This is a genomic window from Pseudomonas sp. EA_65y_Pfl1_P113 (genome assembly GCF_963970525.1).
GTDB lineage: Bacteria > Pseudomonadota > Gammaproteobacteria > Pseudomonadales > Pseudomonadaceae > Aquipseudomonas > Aquipseudomonas tritici.
The window spans coordinates 176,339-194,125 of record NZ_CAXAQM010000006.1 but is presented as its reverse complement, the minus strand read 5'-3'; the positions used below and the strand labels follow the sequence as shown (position 1 = coordinate 194,125).

The window sequence follows — 17,787 nt, the reverse complement described above, 5'->3', positions numbered from 1 at the left end:
GACTCCCGGAAATTGTTGTTTGCAGCAAATTATTCGCCCCCAGCCTACACGCAGCAATTAAAATGTACGAACCGGTTAGTTTTTAGTGCGATTATCGAACACTATGCCGGTTTGGCGAATTGACGATTTTTTAGCCACTGCGCACCATCAATGACGCAACAGACCCAGAACACACCATAAAAATTTCAAAAAACGGGTACGACCTCATGCCTCTGCAAAACTCCGCCCTGGCCGCGCGCCCGGGCACCCCGCACGCCGGCATCGGCGACAAGATCCGCGGCGCCTTGGCCGTGGGTAAAACGCGCTGGGGCATGCTGGCCCTGGTGTTTTTCGCCACCACCCTGAACTACATCGACCGCGCCGCGTTAGGCGTCATGCAGCCGATCCTCGCCAAAGAGATGAGTTGGACGGCGATGGACTACGCCAACATTAACTTCTGGTTCCAGGTCGGCTACGCCATCGGCTTTGTGCTGCAGGGCCGACTGATCGACCGAGTGGGCGTGAAACGCGTGTTCTTCTGCGCGGTATTGCTGTGGAGCCTGGCGACGGGCGCCCACGGCCTGGCCACTTCGGCGGTAGGCTTTATGGTGTGTCGCTTCATCCTCGGGCTCACCGAAGCCGCCAACTACCCGGCGTGCGTCAAAACCACGCGCCTGTGGTTCCCGGCCGGTGAGCGTGCAGTGGCGACCGGTATCTTCAACGCCGGCACCAACGTGGGCGCGATGATGACGCCGATGCTGTTGCCGTTGATCCTGCAGGTGTGGGGCTGGCAGGCGGCGTTCCTGTGCATGGCGTCACTTGGCGCGATCTGGCTGGTGTTCTGGGGTTTGAAGTACTACAACCCGGAAGACCATCCGACGGTTAAACAATCCGAGTTGGACTACGTGCAACGGGAAATCGAACCGGAACAACCCGGCGTCCCCTTCAGCCGTATCCTGCGCATGCGCGGCACCTGGGCCTTCGCCATCGCCTACGCGCTGACCGCGCCAGTGTTCTGGTTCTACCTGTACTGGCTGCCGCCGTTCCTGAATCAGCAATACAACCTGGGCATCAACGTCACGCAGATGGGCATCCCGCTGATCATCATTTACCTGACCGCCGACTTCGGCAGCGTGGGAGGCGGGATTCTGTCGTCATTCCTGATCGGCCGTGGCATGAACTCGATCAAGGCGCGGCTGCTGTCGATGCTGCTGTTTGCCTGCTGCATCGTCAGCGTGATCATGGCTGCCGGCTCCAGCCAGCTGTGGGTCGCCGTGCTTGCCATCTCCCTGGCGATTGGTGCGCATCAGGCCTGGACCGCCAACATCTGGAGCCTGGTGATGGACTACACGCCCAAGCACATGATGAGCACGGTGTTTGGTTTCGGCGGCATGTGCGCGGCCATCGGCGGTATGTTCATGACTCAGATCGTCGGCCACATCCTTACCGTGACCAACAATAACTACACCGTGTTGTTCACGCTGATCCCGGCGATGTACTTCATTGCGCTGATCTGGATGTACTTCATGGCGCCGCGCAGAATTCCTACCGTAGACGTCTGAGCTTCCCCCTGAGCTATCTGCGCCGCTGCTGCCAGGCAGCGGCCAGCCCGCTCATGCAGATCACCCCGATGCCGACCACCGTGGTCAAGTCGGGGGTATGGTTGAACACCAGCCAGCCCAACAACCCCGCGAATACGATCTGGCAATAGCCGAACGGCGCCAACAAGGCTGGCGCCGCGAAGCGGAACGCCTGGGTCAGCATCAAGTGTGCGGTCATCCCGCAAGTGCCCAGGGCCAGCATCAACACGCCATGCCACAGCGTCGGGACCTGCCAGAAGAACGGCACCATCGCACTCATCACCAAGGTATTGCACAGGCCGGCAAAGAAGTTGCTGGTGGTGGGGGTGTCGACTTTACTCAGGATGCGCGTCAGCAGTTGGTAGAAGCAGAAGAACATCGCCGAACACAGCGGCAGCAATACGGCCGGGGTAAACAGCTCGCCGCCGGGGTGGATGATGATCAGCACGCCGACAAACCCGCAGATGACCGCCAGCCACTGGCCGCGCGTCACGTGCTCGCCGAGCAGCGGCACCGAGAGTGCCGTCACCAGGATCGGCGCGAGGAAGTTAACCGCCGTGGCTTCCGCCAGCGGGATGTAATGCAGCGCCGCAGTAAAAAACAGGCTCGTGCCCAACAGGCAAAGCGCCCGCACCACCTGCATCCCCGGTCGTTTGCTGCGCAATACGCGCAGGCCTGATTGCGGCAGGAAGATGCCGGCCATCAACAAGGTATGCACCAGGTAACGCACCCACACCACCATCACGACGGGGTAGAACCCCGCCAGGTATTTGGACAAGGCGTCATGGCTGGAAAACAGAAACGTCGCCAGCACAATCAGCAGGATGCCTTTGAAAGGGTGGTTGACGCCGGATAGAGGAGTACTGACGGTCATTGAGTTCTCTTGCGTGGCGGGCTGAACACTGTGCACTTAATGAAATAGCGCTCAACCCGGTAATCTAGCAGCCGGGCCGGAGTCTGCCCCTAGAGCATAACCAAACACCGTGCGAACAGCGCACTAAATCACGGGATTCGAGTCCAACGCTGCACGTTGACTGCCGTGTTGCACACTTTTTAACCAAGGCCCTGCCGCTATGAAAAAAACCCTCTTTGTTCTGTCTGCCCTTGCCCTGCTCACCGCTTGCAATCAAGAAGCCAAGGAAGCCCCCAAACCTGCCCCGGCTTCGGTGCAGGCCACCCTGGTGCCAGAGACCCCGCCCACCGACAAATGGGTCGGCAAGTGGATCGGCGTCGAAGGCCTCAACCTGACCATCGCCAAGGACGACAGCATTGGCCGTGGTCATTACATCCTCACCATGCAATACGGCCTCGACGCCGACGACTCAGGCACCTTCAAGGGTGAAGCCGCCGAAGACGGCATCGCCTTCACCCGCCCCGACGGTCCACAGCTATTGCGGGCTGGCGACGGTGCCGCCACCGGGCTGAAATGGCTGGCGGATAAAAAGGACTGCCTGATTGTCGATACCGGCGAAGGCTATTGCCGCTAATAACGACCATAATCAAACACTGTCATCACCCAGAGGATTGCCCACATGCTATGGAAAAAAGGCCGACGCAGCGACAACGTGGTGGATGCACGCAGTGACGGCGGCGGTGGCGGCGGCATGCGCTTTGGTGGCGGCAAAGGCCTGAGCCTGGCGGCGATTGTGCTGATCGTCGGCATCGGCTGGCTGACCGGCCAGGACCCGATGCAGATCCTCGGCCAGTTGACCGGCCAGATGGAACAGGCACCGTCGGTGAGTACACAGCCGCGCCAGGCGCCGCCGGCCAACGATGAGCAAGCCGATTTTGTGCGGGCCGTACTGGGCGATACCGAAGACACTTGGGGCCAGGTGTTCCAGGAAAACGGGTTGGCCTACAAGAATCCGAAACTGATCCTGTTCCGTGGCCGGGTGAATTCGGCCTGCGGTGGTGCCACCTCGGCCAGCGGCCCGTTTTATTGCCCGGCTGACCAGCAGGTGTACCTGGACCTGGGGTTTTTCCGGGAAATGTCGCAACGCTTCCAGGCCGCCGGCGACTTTGCCCAGGCGTATGTGATCGCCCACGAAGTCGGGCACCACGTGCAGACGTTGCTCGGCATCTCGTCGAAAATCCAGGCCGCGCGCCAACAGGGTCGGCAAATGGAGGGCGATGGAGGTCTGCTGGTCCGTCAGGAACTGCAAGCCGACTGCTTCGCCGGGGTGTGGGCCAACCGTGCGCAAAAGCGCTTGAACTGGCTGGAGCCCGGCGACATTGAAGAAGCGCTGAATGCGGCCAACGCAATTGGCGACGACCGCTTGCAGCAACAGGGTCAGGGCCGTGTCGTACCGGACTCGTTTACCCACGGCACCTCGGCACAGCGGGTACGCTGGTTCAAGACTGGCTTCGCCCAGGGCCAGATCAATCAATGCGATACGTTTACGGCCAAGAGTCTCTAGATGAATAAACGATTGGGATTGCTGCTGGGTTTGGTGCTGACCTGCTCTACCACCTTGGCCGCCGAACATGGCGTCAAAGTCGTGAGTCCCGATCGTTTTCACCTGGATGCCGGTGACCTCAGCCTCGGCGTGAGCCAGGACTGGCGCCAGCCGCTGCCCCAAGTCACCCGTGCATTGATCATCGTGCAGGGTCGCCTGCGTAACGCGCAGACTTACCTGCAAAGCGGTGAAAACGCCGCCGAGCACGCAGGCCAAGCTGCCAATACGCTGGTGATAGCGCCGCAGTTTCTGAATGAGTTCGACGTGAAGCGCAACCACCTGGACAACCAGGTACTGCGCTGGAAGGGCAATGACTGTCGCGGGCACAACTATTTTGTGCGACCTCCAGCAGCGGCATCCGCAGGTGGGCCACTGGTGGGTGGAAGAGCCTGGAGTGGGGCATAACGGGGATGGGATGTTTACGTCACCGGAGGGGCAGAAGGTACTGTTCACAAATTAACAGACAAAACCGGATCAACATGTGGGGGCTTGCTCGCCCCCACATTTGATTTTCGGTGTCCGGTTTAAATCATCCGACGCAGCGCCACGCAATCCTCGGCATGCCAATCCGCCAACTCCGGCCACGGGTTCTCGGGCAGGTTAACCAACACCGTCCGCGCACCTGCCGCTCGGCCACAATCCAGGTCGAAGCGGTAATCACCGACCATCACCATCTCGCTCGGCGCGACATCCCAAGCGGCTGCCAGTTTCAGAAAACCACCCGGGTCCGGCTTCGGTGGCGCATCTTCACGCCCCAGCACATCCTCGAGGGCAAAACAGTCCGCCAGGCCAATTGCCTCCAGCGTAACGTGGGCCAACTCCCGCGCATTGCGGGTCAGGATGCCCAGGCGATAACCACGCCCGGCCAGCTCGCGCACCAACTCAACCGCGCCTTCTGCGGCGACCGAACCCAGCGCCAACTCGCGCTCATGCTCCAGCAGCCAGGCATGCTTGGCCGCCGCCTCATCCGCGGGCAACGCCGCCAGATGGGTGAGAATATCGTCCTCGGGCGGGATCTCCAGGGCCACGCGAATGGCCGCAAAGTCATGCACGGCCACCGTCAGCGTGCCATCCATGTCGAACACCCAGTGCTTAACGTCCGTCAGGCTCATGCCCAGTCCTTGCGATGGCGAATCAAGCCTTCCTGGGTCACCGAGGCCACCAGTTGCCCGGCGCGGTTGTACACACTGCCCCGGGAGAACCCACGGGAATTGCCGGCCCACGGGCTGTCCATGGCGTACAGCAACCAGTCATCGGCACGCAGGTCAGCGTGAAACCACAGCGCATGGTCGAGGCTGGCGACCTGCATGTCTTTCTGCCAAACGGTCTTGCCATGGGGCAGCAACGAGGTGGTCAACAGGCCGAAGTCAGAGGCGTAGGCCAGCAGGTACTTATGCAGCGCCGGCGCGTCGGCCAAAGCGCCGTCGGCACGAAACCACACGTATTTGACCGGGTCGGATGGCTGCGGATTGAACGGGTCTTTTTCGGTGACCGGGCGCACTTCAATCGGCTTGGGGCACAGCAACTTGTCGCGCATAGGCTCGGGGATCAAGTGCGCACGCTGTTTGGTCAGCTCAAGCTCGGACGGCAAATTTTCCGGTCCGACCACCACGGGCATGGTGGTCTGATGGTCAAAACCTTGTTCGTCGTACTGGAACGAGGCACTGCAGGTAAAGATCGGGTGGCCCTTCTGGATCGCCGTCACACGACGTGTGCTGAAACTGCCGCCGTCGCGTACGCGGTCCACTGAATACACCACCGGCAACGCCGCATCACCAGGACGCAGGAAGTAACCATGCAGGGAATGCACGTGCCGCGCTTCTTCTACAGTCTGGCTGGCGGCCGACAGCGATTGGCCGAGCACCTGGCCGCCGAACAGTTGGCGAAAACCCAGGTCCTGGCTGCGGCCGCGAAAGAGGTTTTCCTCGATCGGCTCCAGGGTCAGCAAGTCAACCAGATCTTCCAATACTTGGCTCATAGAGCAACTCCTACAACAATCGAGAGGGCATTCCGGGCTGCTTATCCGTGCAGCGTGTCCAACCATTGGGCGCGGGTGATGCGATACAAAACATGATGGCGCAGCGGGTCATCGGCTGCGACCTTGGGGTGTTCAAAATCTGCCTGGGGATCGTAATGCATACCGATGGCCTGCATGACTTTTTGTGACGGCAGATTGGATTCCGTGGTGAAGGCAACGATTTCGTCCAGTTGCAAGCGGTCGAAACCACAGCGCAGCGCGGTCCACGCCGCCTCGCTGGCGTAACCCAGGCCCCAGTGTTCGCGAGCCAGGCGCCAGCCGATTTCCACCGCTGGGGTAAAATCCGCTTCGAAGCTGATATTCAGCAACCCGGTAAGGCCGATGAAGTCACCGGTGTCCTTGCGCTGCAATGCCCACAGGCCAAAGCCATATTCGGCGAAATGACCACGAACCCGGCCGATCAACGCAGCGCTTTCCAGATGGCTCAGCTTGGCCGGGAAATAGCGCATCACCTGCGGGTCGGCGCACATGCGCGCAAACGCCAGCAGGTCGCTGTCGCGCCATTGGCGCAGCACCAGCCGTGCGCTTTCCAATTCGAGTATCGGCTCCATGGGTCCCCTCCCTTGCCATGTGCGTGAGTGTACAGCGCTGGTAAGATCCGTCGCAGGTTCCCGTCAGAAAATCCTATGCCTTTGCCGTTGATCTATCACGATGACTACAGCCCCGAGTTCCCGGCGGATCATCGCTTCCCCATGGACAAATTCCGCCTGTTGCGCGACCACCTGGTGTCCACGGGACTGACCGAGGACAGCCAACTGCTGCGCCCACAACTGTGCCCACCGCAGATTCTGGCCCTGGCCCATGACGCTGGGTATATCGAGCGCTATATGAGCGGCGAGTTGTCCCGCGAAGACCAACGGCGCCTCGGTCTGCCTTGGAGCGAAGCGCTGGCGCGACGCACTGTGCGTGCAGTCGGCGGCTCCATTCTCGCGGCGGAACAGGCGCTGGACCATGGCCTGGCCTGCCACCTGGCCGGGGGCACCCATCACGCCCATTACGATTATCCGGCCGGCTTTTGCATCTTCAATGACCTGGCGGTGATCAGCCACTACCTGCTGGCGAGCGGCCGCGTCAACCGCGTACTGATCTTCGACTGCGACGTGCATCAGGGTGATGGCACCGCGCGCATTCTCCACGACACGCCGGACGCCATCACTGTGTCGCTGCACTGCGAAAAGAACTTCCCGGCGCGCAAGGCCCAGAGCGACTGGGACATCCCGCTGCCGATGGGCATGGGCGATGCCGATTACCTCAAGGTGGTGGACGACGCGCTCAACTACCTGCTGCCGCTCTACCAGCCCGACCTGGTGCTGTACGACGCCGGCGTCGATGTGCATAAAGACGACGCCCTCGGTTACCTCAAGCTGACAGACGAAGGCGTCGCCGCCCGCGACGAAAGCGTCATGCGCCACTGCCTGGGGCGCGACATCCCGGTGATGGGCGTGATCGGCGGCGGCTACAGCAAGGACCGCCCGGCCCTCGCCCGCCGCCACGGCATCCTGCACCACAGTGCGCAACGGGTCTGGACGTCATCAGGTTGTCATTGAACCGTGGGCGTTACCCACAATGCCTGTGGAACCACCTGTGGATAACTTGAGCGTAAGCACCTGAAAGCCAGAAGCAGTATGGCCTGTAGGAAGCTGTACATTTTTTGATCAGGCAGTTGCGCCGTCCTCGGGTAGAATGCTCGGCCTATTCAGCGACCGTAGCCCAGCCCATGCCTCAGACCCCTGCTCTTCACGTTGCCATTATCGGCGGCGGCCCCACCGGGCTGATGGCTGCTGAAGTCTTGAGCCAGGCAGGCGTGCGCGTGGACCTGTACGACGGCATGCCCTCGGTGGGGCGCAAGTTCCTGCTGGCCGGGGTGGGCGGCATGAACATCACCCATTCCGAGGCGTACCCGGCGTTCCTGTCACGTTACGCCGAGCGCGCGCCGCATATGGCGCCCTTGTTGCGTGGGTTTGGTGCCGAAGCGTTGTGCGAATGGATCCATGGCTTGGGCATCGAAACCTTTGTCGGCACCTCTGGCCGCGTATTTCCTACCGACATGAAAGCTGCCCCCCTACTGCGTGCGTGGCTCAAGCGCCTGCGCGATCAAGGCGTGGTTATCCACACTCGCCATCGCTGGACCGGCTGGAATGCCCAGGGTGATTTACTTATCCACAGCCCGGATGGCGAAAAAACTGTCCACAGCGAGGCAGTGTTGCTGGCCCTCGGCGGCGGCAGTTGGTCGCGCCTGGGTTCTGACGGTGCCTGGCTCAAGCTGCTGGAAGACAAAGGCGTGCCTTACATCCCATTGCAACCCAGCAATTGTGGCTTCGAGGTGTCGGCCTGGAGCGAATTGATGGTCAGTAAATTCGCCGGTGCGCCGTTGAAAAACGTCGCTATCGGCCTGGGGGATGACAAGCCTCGGTTAGGGGAATGTGTGGTCACTGCCACCGGTATTGAGGGCAGTTTGGTCTACGCACTGTCGGCGCCGATTCGTGAGGCGATCAACCGCGACGGTTCGGCCACGGTGCATATCGACCTATTGCCGAGCAAGCCGCTGGATAAGGTCCTGGCTGCCTTGTCAAAGCCACGTGGCTCGCGCTCGATGAGCAAGCACTTGCACAGTCAGTTGGGGTTGGATGGGGTGAAAGCGGCGCTGTTGCGTGAGTTGGCACCGGCAGAGCACTTCAACGATCCGGCGCAATTGGCGGTGGATATCAAGGCGTTGCCGTTGACGCTGGTGAAGACGCGACCGATGGATGAGGCGATCAGCACTGCGGGCGGCGTGCCGTTTGAGGCGTTGGATGAGCGCTTGATGCTCAAGCAATTGCCGGGGGTGTTTTGTGCGGGGGAGATGCTGGATTGGGAAGCGCCGACGGGGGGCTACCTACTGACGGGATGCTTTGCCAGCGGATGGGCGGCTGGGCGTGGGATGTTGGAATGGCTTAAAGGCAGTTGCAAGCTGCAAGCCTAGAGCTGCAAGCAAGAGCAGCGTCGTGCCCACTTGCAGCTTTTGGCTCGCAGCTCATAGCGGCTCTATTTCTTCTTACGCGGCCCAGTATTAAACACAGGCACCTTGCGCACCGGCTTGATCGAAGGCTCCACCGGCGCTGCATCCCCGCTGTCCACCCACTTGCCCAGGTTGCGCTTACCGCCACCACTCGACGTTTTAGGCTTCTTCGGTTTTTTCGGCTTCTTCACCACTTGCCCGCTGGCATCGGTGTCCGGCACGCGGTGCTCCGGTTCGAAATCCTGCTCCATATGCCGGCTCAGCGTCTGACGCGTCAGCATCTCAATGGCCGACAGCATGTTCACTTCATCGGCGCACACCAGGGAAATCGCTTCACCGGTATTGCCCGCGCGACCGGTGCGGCCGATGCGGTGGATGTAGTCCTCAGCCACGATTGGCAGGTCAAAGTTGACCACCAGCGGCAGGTCTTCGATGTCCAGCCCACGGGCCGCCACATCGGTAGCCACCAGGATCTGCACATCACTCGATTTAAAACGGTCCAGCGCACGTTGGCGAGTGGCTTGCGGCTTGTCGCCGTGGATACCATCGGCATTGATACCCAGGCCTTGCAACTTATCCACCAGCGCATCCACGCCGTTACGGGTCTTGGCGAACACCAGCACCTGCTTCCAACGGCCTTTGCGCATCAGGTGCACAAACAGCTCTGCCTTACGCTTCTTGTCCACCGGCACCACCCATTGCTTCACAGTGTTGGCGGCGACGTTGCGCGGGCTGACTTCGATGGTCAGCGGGTCGTTGAGCATCTGCCCGGCGAGCAGGCGGATCTCATCGGAAAAGGTGGCGGAGAACAGCAGGGTCTGGCGCTTTTTCGGCAGCATGCGATAAATGTTGGCAAGCTCTTCGGAGAAGCCCAGGTCGAGCATGCGGTCGGCTTCGTCCAGTACCAGGGTTTGCAGCTGGTTGAGTTTCAGCGCGTTCTGGCGGAACAGGTCGATCAAGCGGCCAGGCGTGGCGACCAGGATGTCGACGCCTTTGCGCAGCTTCATCATCTGCGGGTTGATGCTCACGCCGCCGTACACGGCGTAAGTGGTCAGCGGCAGGTTTTGCGCGTACTCGGCAACGCTGGCGTGAACCTGTTCGGCGAGCTCGCGGGTTGGGCACAGGATCAGCGCACGCGCCGAGTTGGCAGCGACTTTCGGCCCTTCCATGGTCAGCAACTGCAGCAGCGGCACGGCGAAACCGGCGGTCTTGCCGGTGCCGGTCTGGGCCGCGGCCATCAGGTCGCGACCGGCCAGCACCGCCGGAATGGCTTGCGCCTGCACCGGCGTCGGGGTCTGGTAGCCAAGCGTCTCAAGGGCGCGCAGCAAGGGTTCGATCAGGCCAAGTGTGGCGAAAGTCATGTGTTTACCGTAGGAAAAATTCAGCGCACTGCGCGTAATGCGCGGCAGTTTACCTTATTTCCGGCTTGGGCTTGCGCCACTGGGGCAGGCTGATCAATAGCACCGCGCTGATAATCACCAGCATCGCAAGGGCTTCTTCCATGCCAATGGTCTCGCCCACGAATACGATCCCCAACAACACCGCCACCGCCGGGTTGACGTAGGCATAGCTGGTAGCCGCCGCCGGGCGTACATGCTTGAGCAGGTACATATAAGCGTTAAAGGCGATGATCGAACCGAACACAGCCAAATAGGCCAGGGCCAGCCAACCTTCCAGCGGTGGCATAGCCTGCAGGCGCTCACCGGTCAACACGCTGCCGATCAACAACGTGACGCCGGCCACCAACATTTCTGCGGCACTGGCCATGGCCCCTTGAGGCAGCGGCAAGCGCCGGCTCCACACCGAACCAAATGCCCACGAAGCGGCAGCAAATAACAGCAAGGCAGCGCCCGTTGGGCTCGATTGCAAGGTGCTGCCCATGTTGAGCATGGCGATGCCGATAATCCCCAGGACCACCCCGGCCCATTCCAGACGGGTATTGCGCGCGCCCCAGAAATAGCCACAGAGCAAGGTGAACAACGGCACGGTCGCCACGGCCAGTGCGGCAACACCGGACGACACACCCGAGTGCTCGGCCAACGTCACCGAGCCGTTGCCGAAAGTCAGCAGCAAAATGCCGATTTTGGCGGCGGCCTTCCACTGCTCCCAGGTCGGCGCCGGCGCCCCGCGCCAGCGTAAATAGCCGTACATCGCCGCGCCCGCCAGCAAAAAGCGAATCCCACCGAGCATCAACGGCGGCCAGTACGCCACGCCAATCCGGATCACCAGGTAGGTAGACCCCCAGATCACATACAACGCAAAAAAGGCGGCGATCAACGGTAAGGGAAAGCGACGTGAGCCAGGCATTGGGCAGCTCTATGGCAGGTGTAGGGAGGCTTATTCTAAAAAAGCAGGTCGATAAACATAAGTTACAAAACCTGTTTAAACCGCCCATACACTTTTCAAAGCATGGTTATCAGCGCTATAAGCCATGTTTTCGAAAGCCACGCGTTACCGGAGCCTTATCATGGACAAATACGACCGCCTGCTCCTCAGCGCCCTGCTCGAAGACGGCCGCGCCTCCTACGCGCAACTCGCCCGCAAGGTAAACCTCTCCGCCCCCGCCGTCGCTGAGCGAGTGGCCAAGCTCGAGGCCAGCGGCGTGATCACCGGTTATCAGGCCAAGGTGGACCTGTCCAAAGTCGGCTTGCCGATTCAATGCGTGATGGAGCTGCGGCTGACTAACCATGGCAGCCAAAAGACCTACGACGCCCTGGCGCAAATCCCTGAGCTGACCGAGTGCCATCGGGTGACGGGTGATCCATGTGTGATCATGCAAGCGGCAGTGGGCAGCATGCCGGAGCTGGAAAACCTGATTAATCGGGTAGCGAAGTTCGGGTTCAGCAAGACCTCGATCATTTTGTCGAGCGCGATAGAGCGGCGGGTACCGTTGGGGCAGTTGGAGGGGATCGGGAAGAGTGGTGGCTGACCCACCGCCATCGCGGGCAAGCCCGGCTCCCACCGTTGAAATGCATTCCAACTGTGGGAGCTGGCTTGCCTGCGATGACGTAAGTTGCATCAATGCACGTTTGAGCGCTCAACAATCAAATCGACAATCTGCCTGATCGTGGTGATGTGATCCCAATCTGCCTGAGTGGCGTGCAGGTTGAACTGCCATTTGATCTGCATGACGAAGCAGGTCAAATCGTCATCAATGATCTTGAAGTCATGGATGAAATCCGTTTGTTCTGTCACTTGGCTGCGGTCGATGAAGCCAATGATATCGACGAACAGTTGGATGACCTTTTCGCTGATCTCGGCCCTCATTTGGCTAACTCTCTTTTTTTCTCCCCCGATATACGAACAGGTACCAGAGGGCTGTTCTAAATGGCCAGCAAGACCGCTCCCTTTCACTTGCGGGAAGTTTCCGAGCGAGCTTCAACCCCTTGCTCCGCAAAGACTGCACCACTAATCTGCCCCACGTCATCGGCCCCTCGATGACCGGAAGTGCAAGCCGAAATTGACGGAAGGAGCGAGTCAAATACTCTGGAGTTCTGAACATGATCAAAGCAACTTCCACATCGAACGCAAACTTCCTCAGCGAAGACGCCCTGCTCAATCGCCGAGCCATCGACTACTACCTCAAAGCCTGCGCCCCGGATGCGCCGAACTTTATCTTGAATGACAACCTGAGCTTCGAAGATGCCCTGGCCCATGCGGCGGATTTGCTGCATTGCGCGGTGGAGACGGTGCAGGATTCGGGTGAGGTGCTGAGTGCGCAGCAGCGGGCGGTGATGCATTTGGTGGGGATGGCGAAGGGGGTGGTGGATCGGGCCCTGGAGTGTGTACAGCCTTGATGAGCGCCGCCTAACTAAATGTGGGAACGGCGGTGCGACGATTCGACTTGCTCGCGAAGGCGGTGTATCAGTCAATTTATTCGGCGACTGACACACTGCATTCGCGAGCAAGCCCGCTCCCACATTTTGACCTTCAGTGTTCTTGGGATTGCGGCGGGTTTAGAACCCGCGATGTTTCTTCAGGTGCTCATTGATCTTCGCCGCCGGCACTTTCTGCAAGGTGCACAGCAGTTCGTGGGACAGTTCGCGCAGGCCGTGGGTGCCGCGCAGTTGCTGGGCCAGGTGCGCGGTGAGGTTAGCGGCCATCTCGGCATCCGCCATCGCCCGGTGAGCCTTGCCGGTGTGGGGCAGTTGGGCAAAGGCGTTGAGCGTGCCAAGTTTGTGGTTGGGCGCGGTGGGCATCAAGCGGCGAGCCAGCAACAGGGAGCAGGCAAATTTCTGCAGGCGGGTGCGGCGGATCAGGCCCAGCTCGTAATCCCAGAATTTTTGGTCGAACGCGGCGTTGTGCGCCATTAACGGCGTTGTGCCGACGAATTCGTTGACCTCGTTCATTACACGCTCCGCCGGCGGCGCGCTGCGCAGCATGGCGTTGCTGATGCCGGTGAGTTGTTCGATGAAACCGGGGACGCGCACGCCTGCGTTCATCAGGCTCTGGTAGCGGTCCACGATCTGACCGCGTTCGAGGATAACCACGGCGATTTCCGTAGCGCGGCAGTGGCTGCTCGGGGTGATGCCGGTGGTTTCAAAGTCGATGACCGCTATACGTTCCAAACCTGTTCCAACTCCGTCTAACAATTTATTAAGCCGCAGCGCTTATTTGAGCAGCAACGCACCTTCGATGGGTACGTAGCGACTGGCAGCGCGTATCAGTGAGTTGGCCGTCAGCCCCGGCACGCCGTAAGCCACGGCTTCAACGCCGTGCTTGTGGATGATGCGGTCGAGCAGCATGTCGAAATCACCGTCGCCGGAGGCCAGCACGATTTCGTCGACGTGGTCGGCGGCGTCCATGATGTCGAGGGTGATGCCCACGTCCCAGTCGCCTTTGGCCGAGCCATCACTGCGCTGGATGTACGGCTTGAGTTTTACCGTAAAGCCGAGGTTGCGCAGGATCTGCTGGAATTGCTGCTGCTTGCTGTCGCCGCGGTCGATGGCGTACGCATAGGCCTCGACAATCTGCCCCCGCGAGCTGATGTCAGCCCACAGGGCGGCGTAGTTGAAGTGGCAACCATAGGCCTGGCGGACGGTGTAGTAGAGGTTTTGCACATCGGCGAACACTGCAATTTTCTTCACCGCACTTCCTCATGACAGCCGGGCGCCAGCGCCCGGAAAGGCTGCCAGTATGCCAGCCGCGAGAACGTTTCCGGGAAAAATCAGACCGGGGCGACGAAGCCCCCCCGGTCACGGTGTGTCAGACGAAGGAATCGTCGTCGCCGAAGGAAGAGGAATCGTCGACGTAATCGCTGTCGGCAAAGCTGTCCGAGGCGTTGTCGTTGCCCCAGCTGTCATTGCCGGCAAACTTCTGGTCATCGTTGCCCCAGTTGCCATTGTCACTGGCAGGCGCGGGCTCTTCGCGGATGATTTCCTCGACGACTTGCGGCTGTTGTGAGTTGTGGTTGAACAGGCTGCTGATGCCCTCTGCCAACATCACACCACCGGCCACACCGGCAGCAGTTTTCAACGCACCACCAAGGAAACCACTGCCAATTGGAGCGGCTGGCGCTTGCTGTGGCTGTTGATAATTCGGCTGCGGGGCGCCGTAGTTTTGCTGCGGCGCAGGCTGGCCAAAGGAAGGCCGCGCCGGTTCACGCCAACCGCCGCTGGAAGAGGCTGGCGCGCTCTGTGCCGGTTGCGAATCACGTGAACCGCCTCCGCCAAAGATGCTCGACAAGAAACCACCGCCACCCGAAGCGGCGGGTGGCGCGGATTTGGCCCGTTGCAGCTCATCCTGCAATTGCTGGATCTGCTGCGCCTGTTGTTTGTTCTGCGCGTCGAGAGTCTTGAGCGCGTGTTCCTGCACCAGGATCGACTGGGTCATGAAGTACCCGGCCGCCGGTTGGCGAGTCATGTGCTCCTTGATCCGCGCTTCGGCCTGGGCGTCGCGGGGGGCTGAGTCCGTTTCGGCTTGCTGCAACCGTGAAAACAGTCCATCGATCAGGGTTTGCTCTTCGCTGTTCATGGCGACCTCGTTAGATTGCCGGTAGAAATCGTGGTCTCGCCTTTAATCAGGCGCCGTCTTAGTTATGGGGGTGTTACGAGTTGTTTCAATGGTCTTTACTCAAGGTTTACGTTTGCGTACCGCCAGCCTTGATCGGTTAAAGTGTTGCCCTTGCTTTCAGGCCTGCGATGAACTTGATGAATCCGTTAGACGTATTGCGCGACTCCTTGCGTTTCACCCGACACAACCTGGGCGCCATCGTCCAGTTATGCTTGCCGCTGGTGATTCTCGAAGCCCTGCTGCAACAGGTGCTCAACCACATGGTCGGCCCGGACGCGTTCCCCGGTTACAGCGTGGTGGTGGGGTTGCTGGTGTACCCGCTGTACACCGGCGCGTTGATTCTGTTCCTGGACGCCCGCACCCGTGGCGAGTCGCCGCGCACCCAGGATGTTTGGGCCATGGCCCTGACCCTGTGGCCGCGTTTCGCCCTGCTGACGGCCATGAGCACGCTGCTGATTCTGCTGGGGCTGTCGCTGTATTTCCTGCCGGGCCTGTGGCTGATGGTGGTGCTGGCGTTCGCCGAGTACTTGCTGGTGCTGCGCGGCATGCCGGCGCTGGAGGCCATGAAGGAAAGCTTCCGCCTGACCCGTGGGCATTTCTGGCGAATCCTGGTGTGCCTGCTGTGCGTGATGACACCGTTGTGGCTGCTCAAGGGCGCCAGCGTGGCAGCCTATCCAGAACCGGCGCCATTGCTGGGCCTATTGATAGACAGCGCCCACAGCTTCCTGCAACTGTTTACCAGCGTGGTGCTGTTCCGTTTATTCATGTTGATCGGTGGCGATGCCGACGCGCGGTGATATGCTCCTTGCCACTCCTGAAACGCTATAAGCCGAGCCGATGACCCGTTTATTGCGCATAACCTTGCTGGGCCTGTTGATCATCGCAGGCCTGCTCACCGCACTGATCTACAGCCTGACCTGGCGCCCCGAGGCCAAGGAAACCCTGCCGGTGAGCTGCGTCGCGCCGCGTGCACCAACGCTGCTGCCAGGGCAGGCGCTCAAGGTCATGACCTGGAACGTACAATACCTGGCCGGCAAGAATTACGTGTTCTGGTACGACACCGCCGATGGCAGCGGCCCCGATGATCGCCCCACGGTTGAAGACATGGCCGCCAGCCTCGACGAAGTGGCGCGGGTGATTCGCGACGAAAAACCCGACATCCTGCTGCTGCAGGAACTCGACGAAAACGCCAAGCCTTCCCACTACCAGGACCAGCTCGCCCTTTTGCAGGAACGCCTGGTCGACCTCTACCCTTGCAGTGCCCAGACGTTCGACTGGAAAGCCGACTTTGTGCCAAACCTGCATATCTTCGGCAGCGTCGGCCGCAAATTGGCGACCCTTAGCCGCTACCAGATCGAACACGCCGAACGCCTGCAATTGCCGGCGCCCGAGGCCAATATCCTCAGCCGTCAGTTCCGACCCAAACCGGCCTTGCTGCTGACCTACCTGCCGCTCAGCGACGGCGGCCAACTGGCAGTGATCAACACGCGCCTGGACGGCGCTGCCCCCGGACGCAGCGCGGTGCAGGAGCAAGTCAAAACCACGGTCAAACTGCTGGACAGACTCGAAGGCCGTGGCACGCCCTGGCTGATCGGCGGGGATTTCAACCTGCTGCCCCTGGGTCAATTCCTGCGTTTGGACGCCGGTAAGCGCGGGCAATATTCGCCGGACAGCGAGCTGCATATGCTGTGGGACAAATACCCGATGATCCCCAGCAACAGCCAATCCAGTGGCATCGACCGTGAGAAATGGCTGACGCACTTCCCCAACGACCCAAGCCTTGATGGCCCGGATCGCACCCTGGATTACCTGTTCTACAGCTCGCGGATCAAACGCGTGGAAGCGAAGGTGCGCCAAGACGATACTTTGCGTATTTCCAACCACCTGCCGGTGATCGCCCGCTTCCTGCTGCCTGCCGCGCAATAACCCCTAGGGTTTCAACACCTGGGCCCGCAGCGGCTTAAGCCACTCAAGGCTTTCAACCGTGGTGCCGGATGGGCGGTACTCACAGCCGATCCATCCTCGGTAGCCACGCTGCTCCAGCGCCGCGAACAAGGCGGCAAAGTCCATGGTCCCGGTACCCGGCTCATGACGACCCGGGTTGTCGGCGATTTGTACATGGACGGTCCTGTCGTAAAACTGCGCCAGCACCCCGGCTGCGTCGCCGGTCAAAAGCTGGGCATGGTAAAGATCCAGAATCAGCCCGACACTCGTAAAGGTTTCCAGCACCTGTTGCGCCTTGCTGAAGTCAGACATGTAATAGCCGGGCATCGCCTGCGGGCAGATCACTTCAATAAGCGCGCGCAAACCCTGATCTTCGAGGTACTTGACCGCGTATTCCAGGTTACTGACGTAGGCAGGCGCGCTCTCATCCTGGGGCGTGGTCACGCCAGACATGATGTGCACATCCGAGCAGTTCAGCGCCTTCGCATAGCGGGCCGCCTCGCGCAGCCCATCGCGAAATTCCTGCTCCTTGCCCTGCAAGGCAGCGATGCCTTTGGTAACACCTGCCGGCGCTGCGAACTGAATCAACGGCAGGTTGTATTGAGCCAGGTGATCGGCGAGCAGGCTGGCGTCAAATTCATAGGGCGATGGGAACTCCACCGCCCTGAAACCGGCAGCGGCGGCGGCTTCGATGCGTTGCAGAAAAGGCAATTCGTTGAACTGGAAACCGAGGTGAGCATTGAATTTGAGCATGGGTAACTATCCATCCTGGGAATAAAC

Annotated in this window: 20 protein-coding genes and 1 pseudogene; 10 read left to right on the top strand and 11 right to left on the bottom strand. The window is 60.5% G+C overall.

The features are described from left to right. The first annotated feature begins 206 nt into the window (after nucleotides 1–206). The gene (locus tag AACY52_RS08615) at nucleotides 207–1,541 is read left to right on the top strand and encodes an MFS transporter (RefSeq protein ID WP_339416851.1); all 1,335 of its coding nucleotides are present in this window, start codon (nucleotides 207–209) and stop codon (nucleotides 1,539–1,541) included. 13 nt (nucleotides 1,542–1,554) lie between these two features. Here the strand turns inward: AACY52_RS08615 and AACY52_RS08610 are convergent, their stop codons facing one another. After that, on the bottom strand, nucleotides 1,555–2,433 hold the full coding sequence (locus AACY52_RS08610) for a DMT family transporter (RefSeq protein ID WP_339416852.1): 879 nt from the start codon (nucleotides 2,431–2,433) through the stop codon (nucleotides 1,555–1,557). Between the two features lie 199 nt (nucleotides 2,434–2,632). On the opposite strand from AACY52_RS08610, the gene AACY52_RS08605 reads away from it, so the two are divergent. From AACY52_RS08605 to AACY52_RS08595, 3 genes and pseudogenes are all read left to right on the top strand, one after another. Beyond that, nucleotides 2,633–3,046, top strand: a complete 414-nt coding sequence (locus AACY52_RS08605; RefSeq protein ID WP_049711418.1) for a membrane lipoprotein lipid attachment site-containing protein — start codon at nucleotides 2,633–2,635, stop codon at nucleotides 3,044–3,046. 45 nt (nucleotides 3,047–3,091) lie between these two features. After that, complete coding sequence (locus AACY52_RS08600) at nucleotides 3,092–3,976, top strand: neutral zinc metallopeptidase (protein WP_339416855.1); 885 nt, start codon at nucleotides 3,092–3,094, stop codon at nucleotides 3,974–3,976. After that, nucleotides 3,977–4,381, top strand: a pseudogene (locus AACY52_RS08595) (alpha/beta hydrolase); the annotation flags it as partial. Between the two features lie 158 nt (nucleotides 4,382–4,539). Here the strand turns inward: AACY52_RS08595 and AACY52_RS08590 are convergent. The 3 genes from AACY52_RS08590 to AACY52_RS08580 are packed head-to-tail and all read right to left on the bottom strand — an operon-like array spanning nucleotide 4,540 to nucleotide 6,604. Continuing rightward, nucleotides 4,540–5,127, bottom strand: coding sequence for an HAD family hydrolase (locus AACY52_RS08590; RefSeq protein ID WP_339560418.1), 588 nt, complete (start codon nucleotides 5,125–5,127; stop codon nucleotides 4,540–4,542). Continuing rightward, a complete protein-coding gene (gene tesB, locus AACY52_RS08585) occupies nucleotides 5,124–5,993 on the bottom strand; it encodes an acyl-CoA thioesterase II (RefSeq protein ID WP_339416859.1) in 870 nt (289 codons plus the stop codon). Before tesB ends, AACY52_RS08590 begins: the two co-directional genes overlap by 4 nt. A gap of 41 nt (nucleotides 5,994–6,034) precedes the next feature. After that, nucleotides 6,035–6,604 (bottom strand): GNAT family N-acetyltransferase, encoded by a 570-nt coding sequence (locus AACY52_RS08580; RefSeq protein WP_339560417.1) that lies wholly within the window; start codon nucleotides 6,602–6,604, stop codon nucleotides 6,035–6,037. A 75-nt stretch (nucleotides 6,605–6,679) separates the two neighbouring features. Between AACY52_RS08580 and AACY52_RS08575 the strand changes: the two genes are divergently transcribed. Then, nucleotides 6,680–7,600, top strand: a complete 921-nt coding sequence (locus tag AACY52_RS08575; RefSeq protein WP_339416863.1) for a histone deacetylase — start codon at nucleotides 6,680–6,682, stop codon at nucleotides 7,598–7,600. Between the two features lie 170 nt (nucleotides 7,601–7,770). Next, entirely contained in the window at nucleotides 7,771–9,015 is a 1,245-nt protein-coding gene (locus AACY52_RS08570) for a TIGR03862 family flavoprotein (RefSeq protein WP_339416865.1), read from the top strand. Between the two features lie 62 nt (nucleotides 9,016–9,077). On the opposite strand, the gene AACY52_RS08565 is transcribed toward AACY52_RS08570, so the two are convergent. Beyond that, entirely contained in the window at nucleotides 9,078–10,412 is a 1,335-nt protein-coding gene (locus tag AACY52_RS08565; RefSeq protein ID WP_339436763.1) for a DEAD/DEAH box helicase, read from the bottom strand. A 49-nt stretch (nucleotides 10,413–10,461) separates the two neighbouring features. Then, nucleotides 10,462–11,358, bottom strand: a complete 897-nt coding sequence (gene yedA / locus AACY52_RS08560) for a drug/metabolite exporter YedA (RefSeq protein ID WP_339560416.1) — start codon at nucleotides 11,356–11,358, stop codon at nucleotides 10,462–10,464. 160 nt (nucleotides 11,359–11,518) lie between these two features. Here yedA and AACY52_RS08555 point away from each other — a divergent pair, with 160 nt between their 5' ends. Next, complete coding sequence (locus AACY52_RS08555; RefSeq protein WP_339416871.1) at nucleotides 11,519–11,980, top strand: Lrp/AsnC family transcriptional regulator; 462 nt, start codon at nucleotides 11,519–11,521, stop codon at nucleotides 11,978–11,980. Nucleotides 11,981–12,069: 89 nt separating this feature from the next. On the opposite strand, the gene AACY52_RS08550 is transcribed toward AACY52_RS08555, so the two are convergent. Next, the gene (locus AACY52_RS08550; RefSeq protein ID WP_339416873.1) at nucleotides 12,070–12,318 is read right to left on the bottom strand and encodes an acyl carrier protein; all 249 of its coding nucleotides are present in this window, start codon (nucleotides 12,316–12,318) and stop codon (nucleotides 12,070–12,072) included. Nucleotides 12,319–12,551: 233 nt separating this feature from the next. Here AACY52_RS08550 and AACY52_RS08545 point away from each other — a divergent pair, with 233 nt between their 5' ends. Next, nucleotides 12,552–12,848, top strand: a complete 297-nt coding sequence (locus AACY52_RS08545) for a DUF3077 domain-containing protein (RefSeq protein ID WP_339416875.1) — start codon at nucleotides 12,552–12,554, stop codon at nucleotides 12,846–12,848. Between the two features lie 159 nt (nucleotides 12,849–13,007). On the opposite strand, the gene AACY52_RS08540 is transcribed toward AACY52_RS08545, so the two are convergent. From AACY52_RS08540 to AACY52_RS08530, 3 genes are all read right to left on the bottom strand, one after another. Beyond that, nucleotides 13,008–13,619, bottom strand: coding sequence for a PolC-type DNA polymerase III (locus AACY52_RS08540; protein WP_065873654.1), 612 nt, complete (start codon nucleotides 13,617–13,619; stop codon nucleotides 13,008–13,010). A gap of 42 nt (nucleotides 13,620–13,661) precedes the next feature. Next, entirely contained in the window at nucleotides 13,662–14,138 is a 477-nt protein-coding gene (locus AACY52_RS08535) for an NYN domain-containing protein (protein WP_065873655.1), read from the bottom strand. A 118-nt stretch (nucleotides 14,139–14,256) separates the two neighbouring features. Continuing rightward, nucleotides 14,257–15,024: a DUF2076 domain-containing protein gene (locus AACY52_RS08530; protein WP_339560415.1), complete on the bottom strand. Its 768-nt coding sequence runs from the start codon at nucleotides 15,022–15,024 to the stop codon at nucleotides 14,257–14,259. 176 nt (nucleotides 15,025–15,200) lie between these two features. Between AACY52_RS08530 and AACY52_RS08525 the strand changes: the two genes are divergently transcribed. Together AACY52_RS08525 and AACY52_RS08520 are read left to right on the top strand one after the other, a co-directional pair. Further along, nucleotides 15,201–15,860 (top strand): YciC family protein, encoded by a 660-nt coding sequence (locus AACY52_RS08525; RefSeq protein ID WP_339416881.1) that lies wholly within the window; start codon nucleotides 15,201–15,203, stop codon nucleotides 15,858–15,860. A 40-nt stretch (nucleotides 15,861–15,900) separates the two neighbouring features. Beyond that, a complete protein-coding gene (locus AACY52_RS08520; protein ID WP_339416883.1) occupies nucleotides 15,901–16,989 on the top strand; it encodes an endonuclease/exonuclease/phosphatase family protein in 1,089 nt (362 codons plus the stop codon). A gap of 3 nt (nucleotides 16,990–16,992) precedes the next feature. Here AACY52_RS08520 and AACY52_RS08515 read toward each other — a convergent pair whose 3' ends face one another. Next, nucleotides 16,993–17,760: a TIM barrel protein gene (locus AACY52_RS08515; RefSeq protein WP_339416884.1), complete on the bottom strand. Its 768-nt coding sequence runs from the start codon at nucleotides 17,758–17,760 to the stop codon at nucleotides 16,993–16,995. Nucleotides 17,761–17,787: the final 27 nt, after the last annotated feature.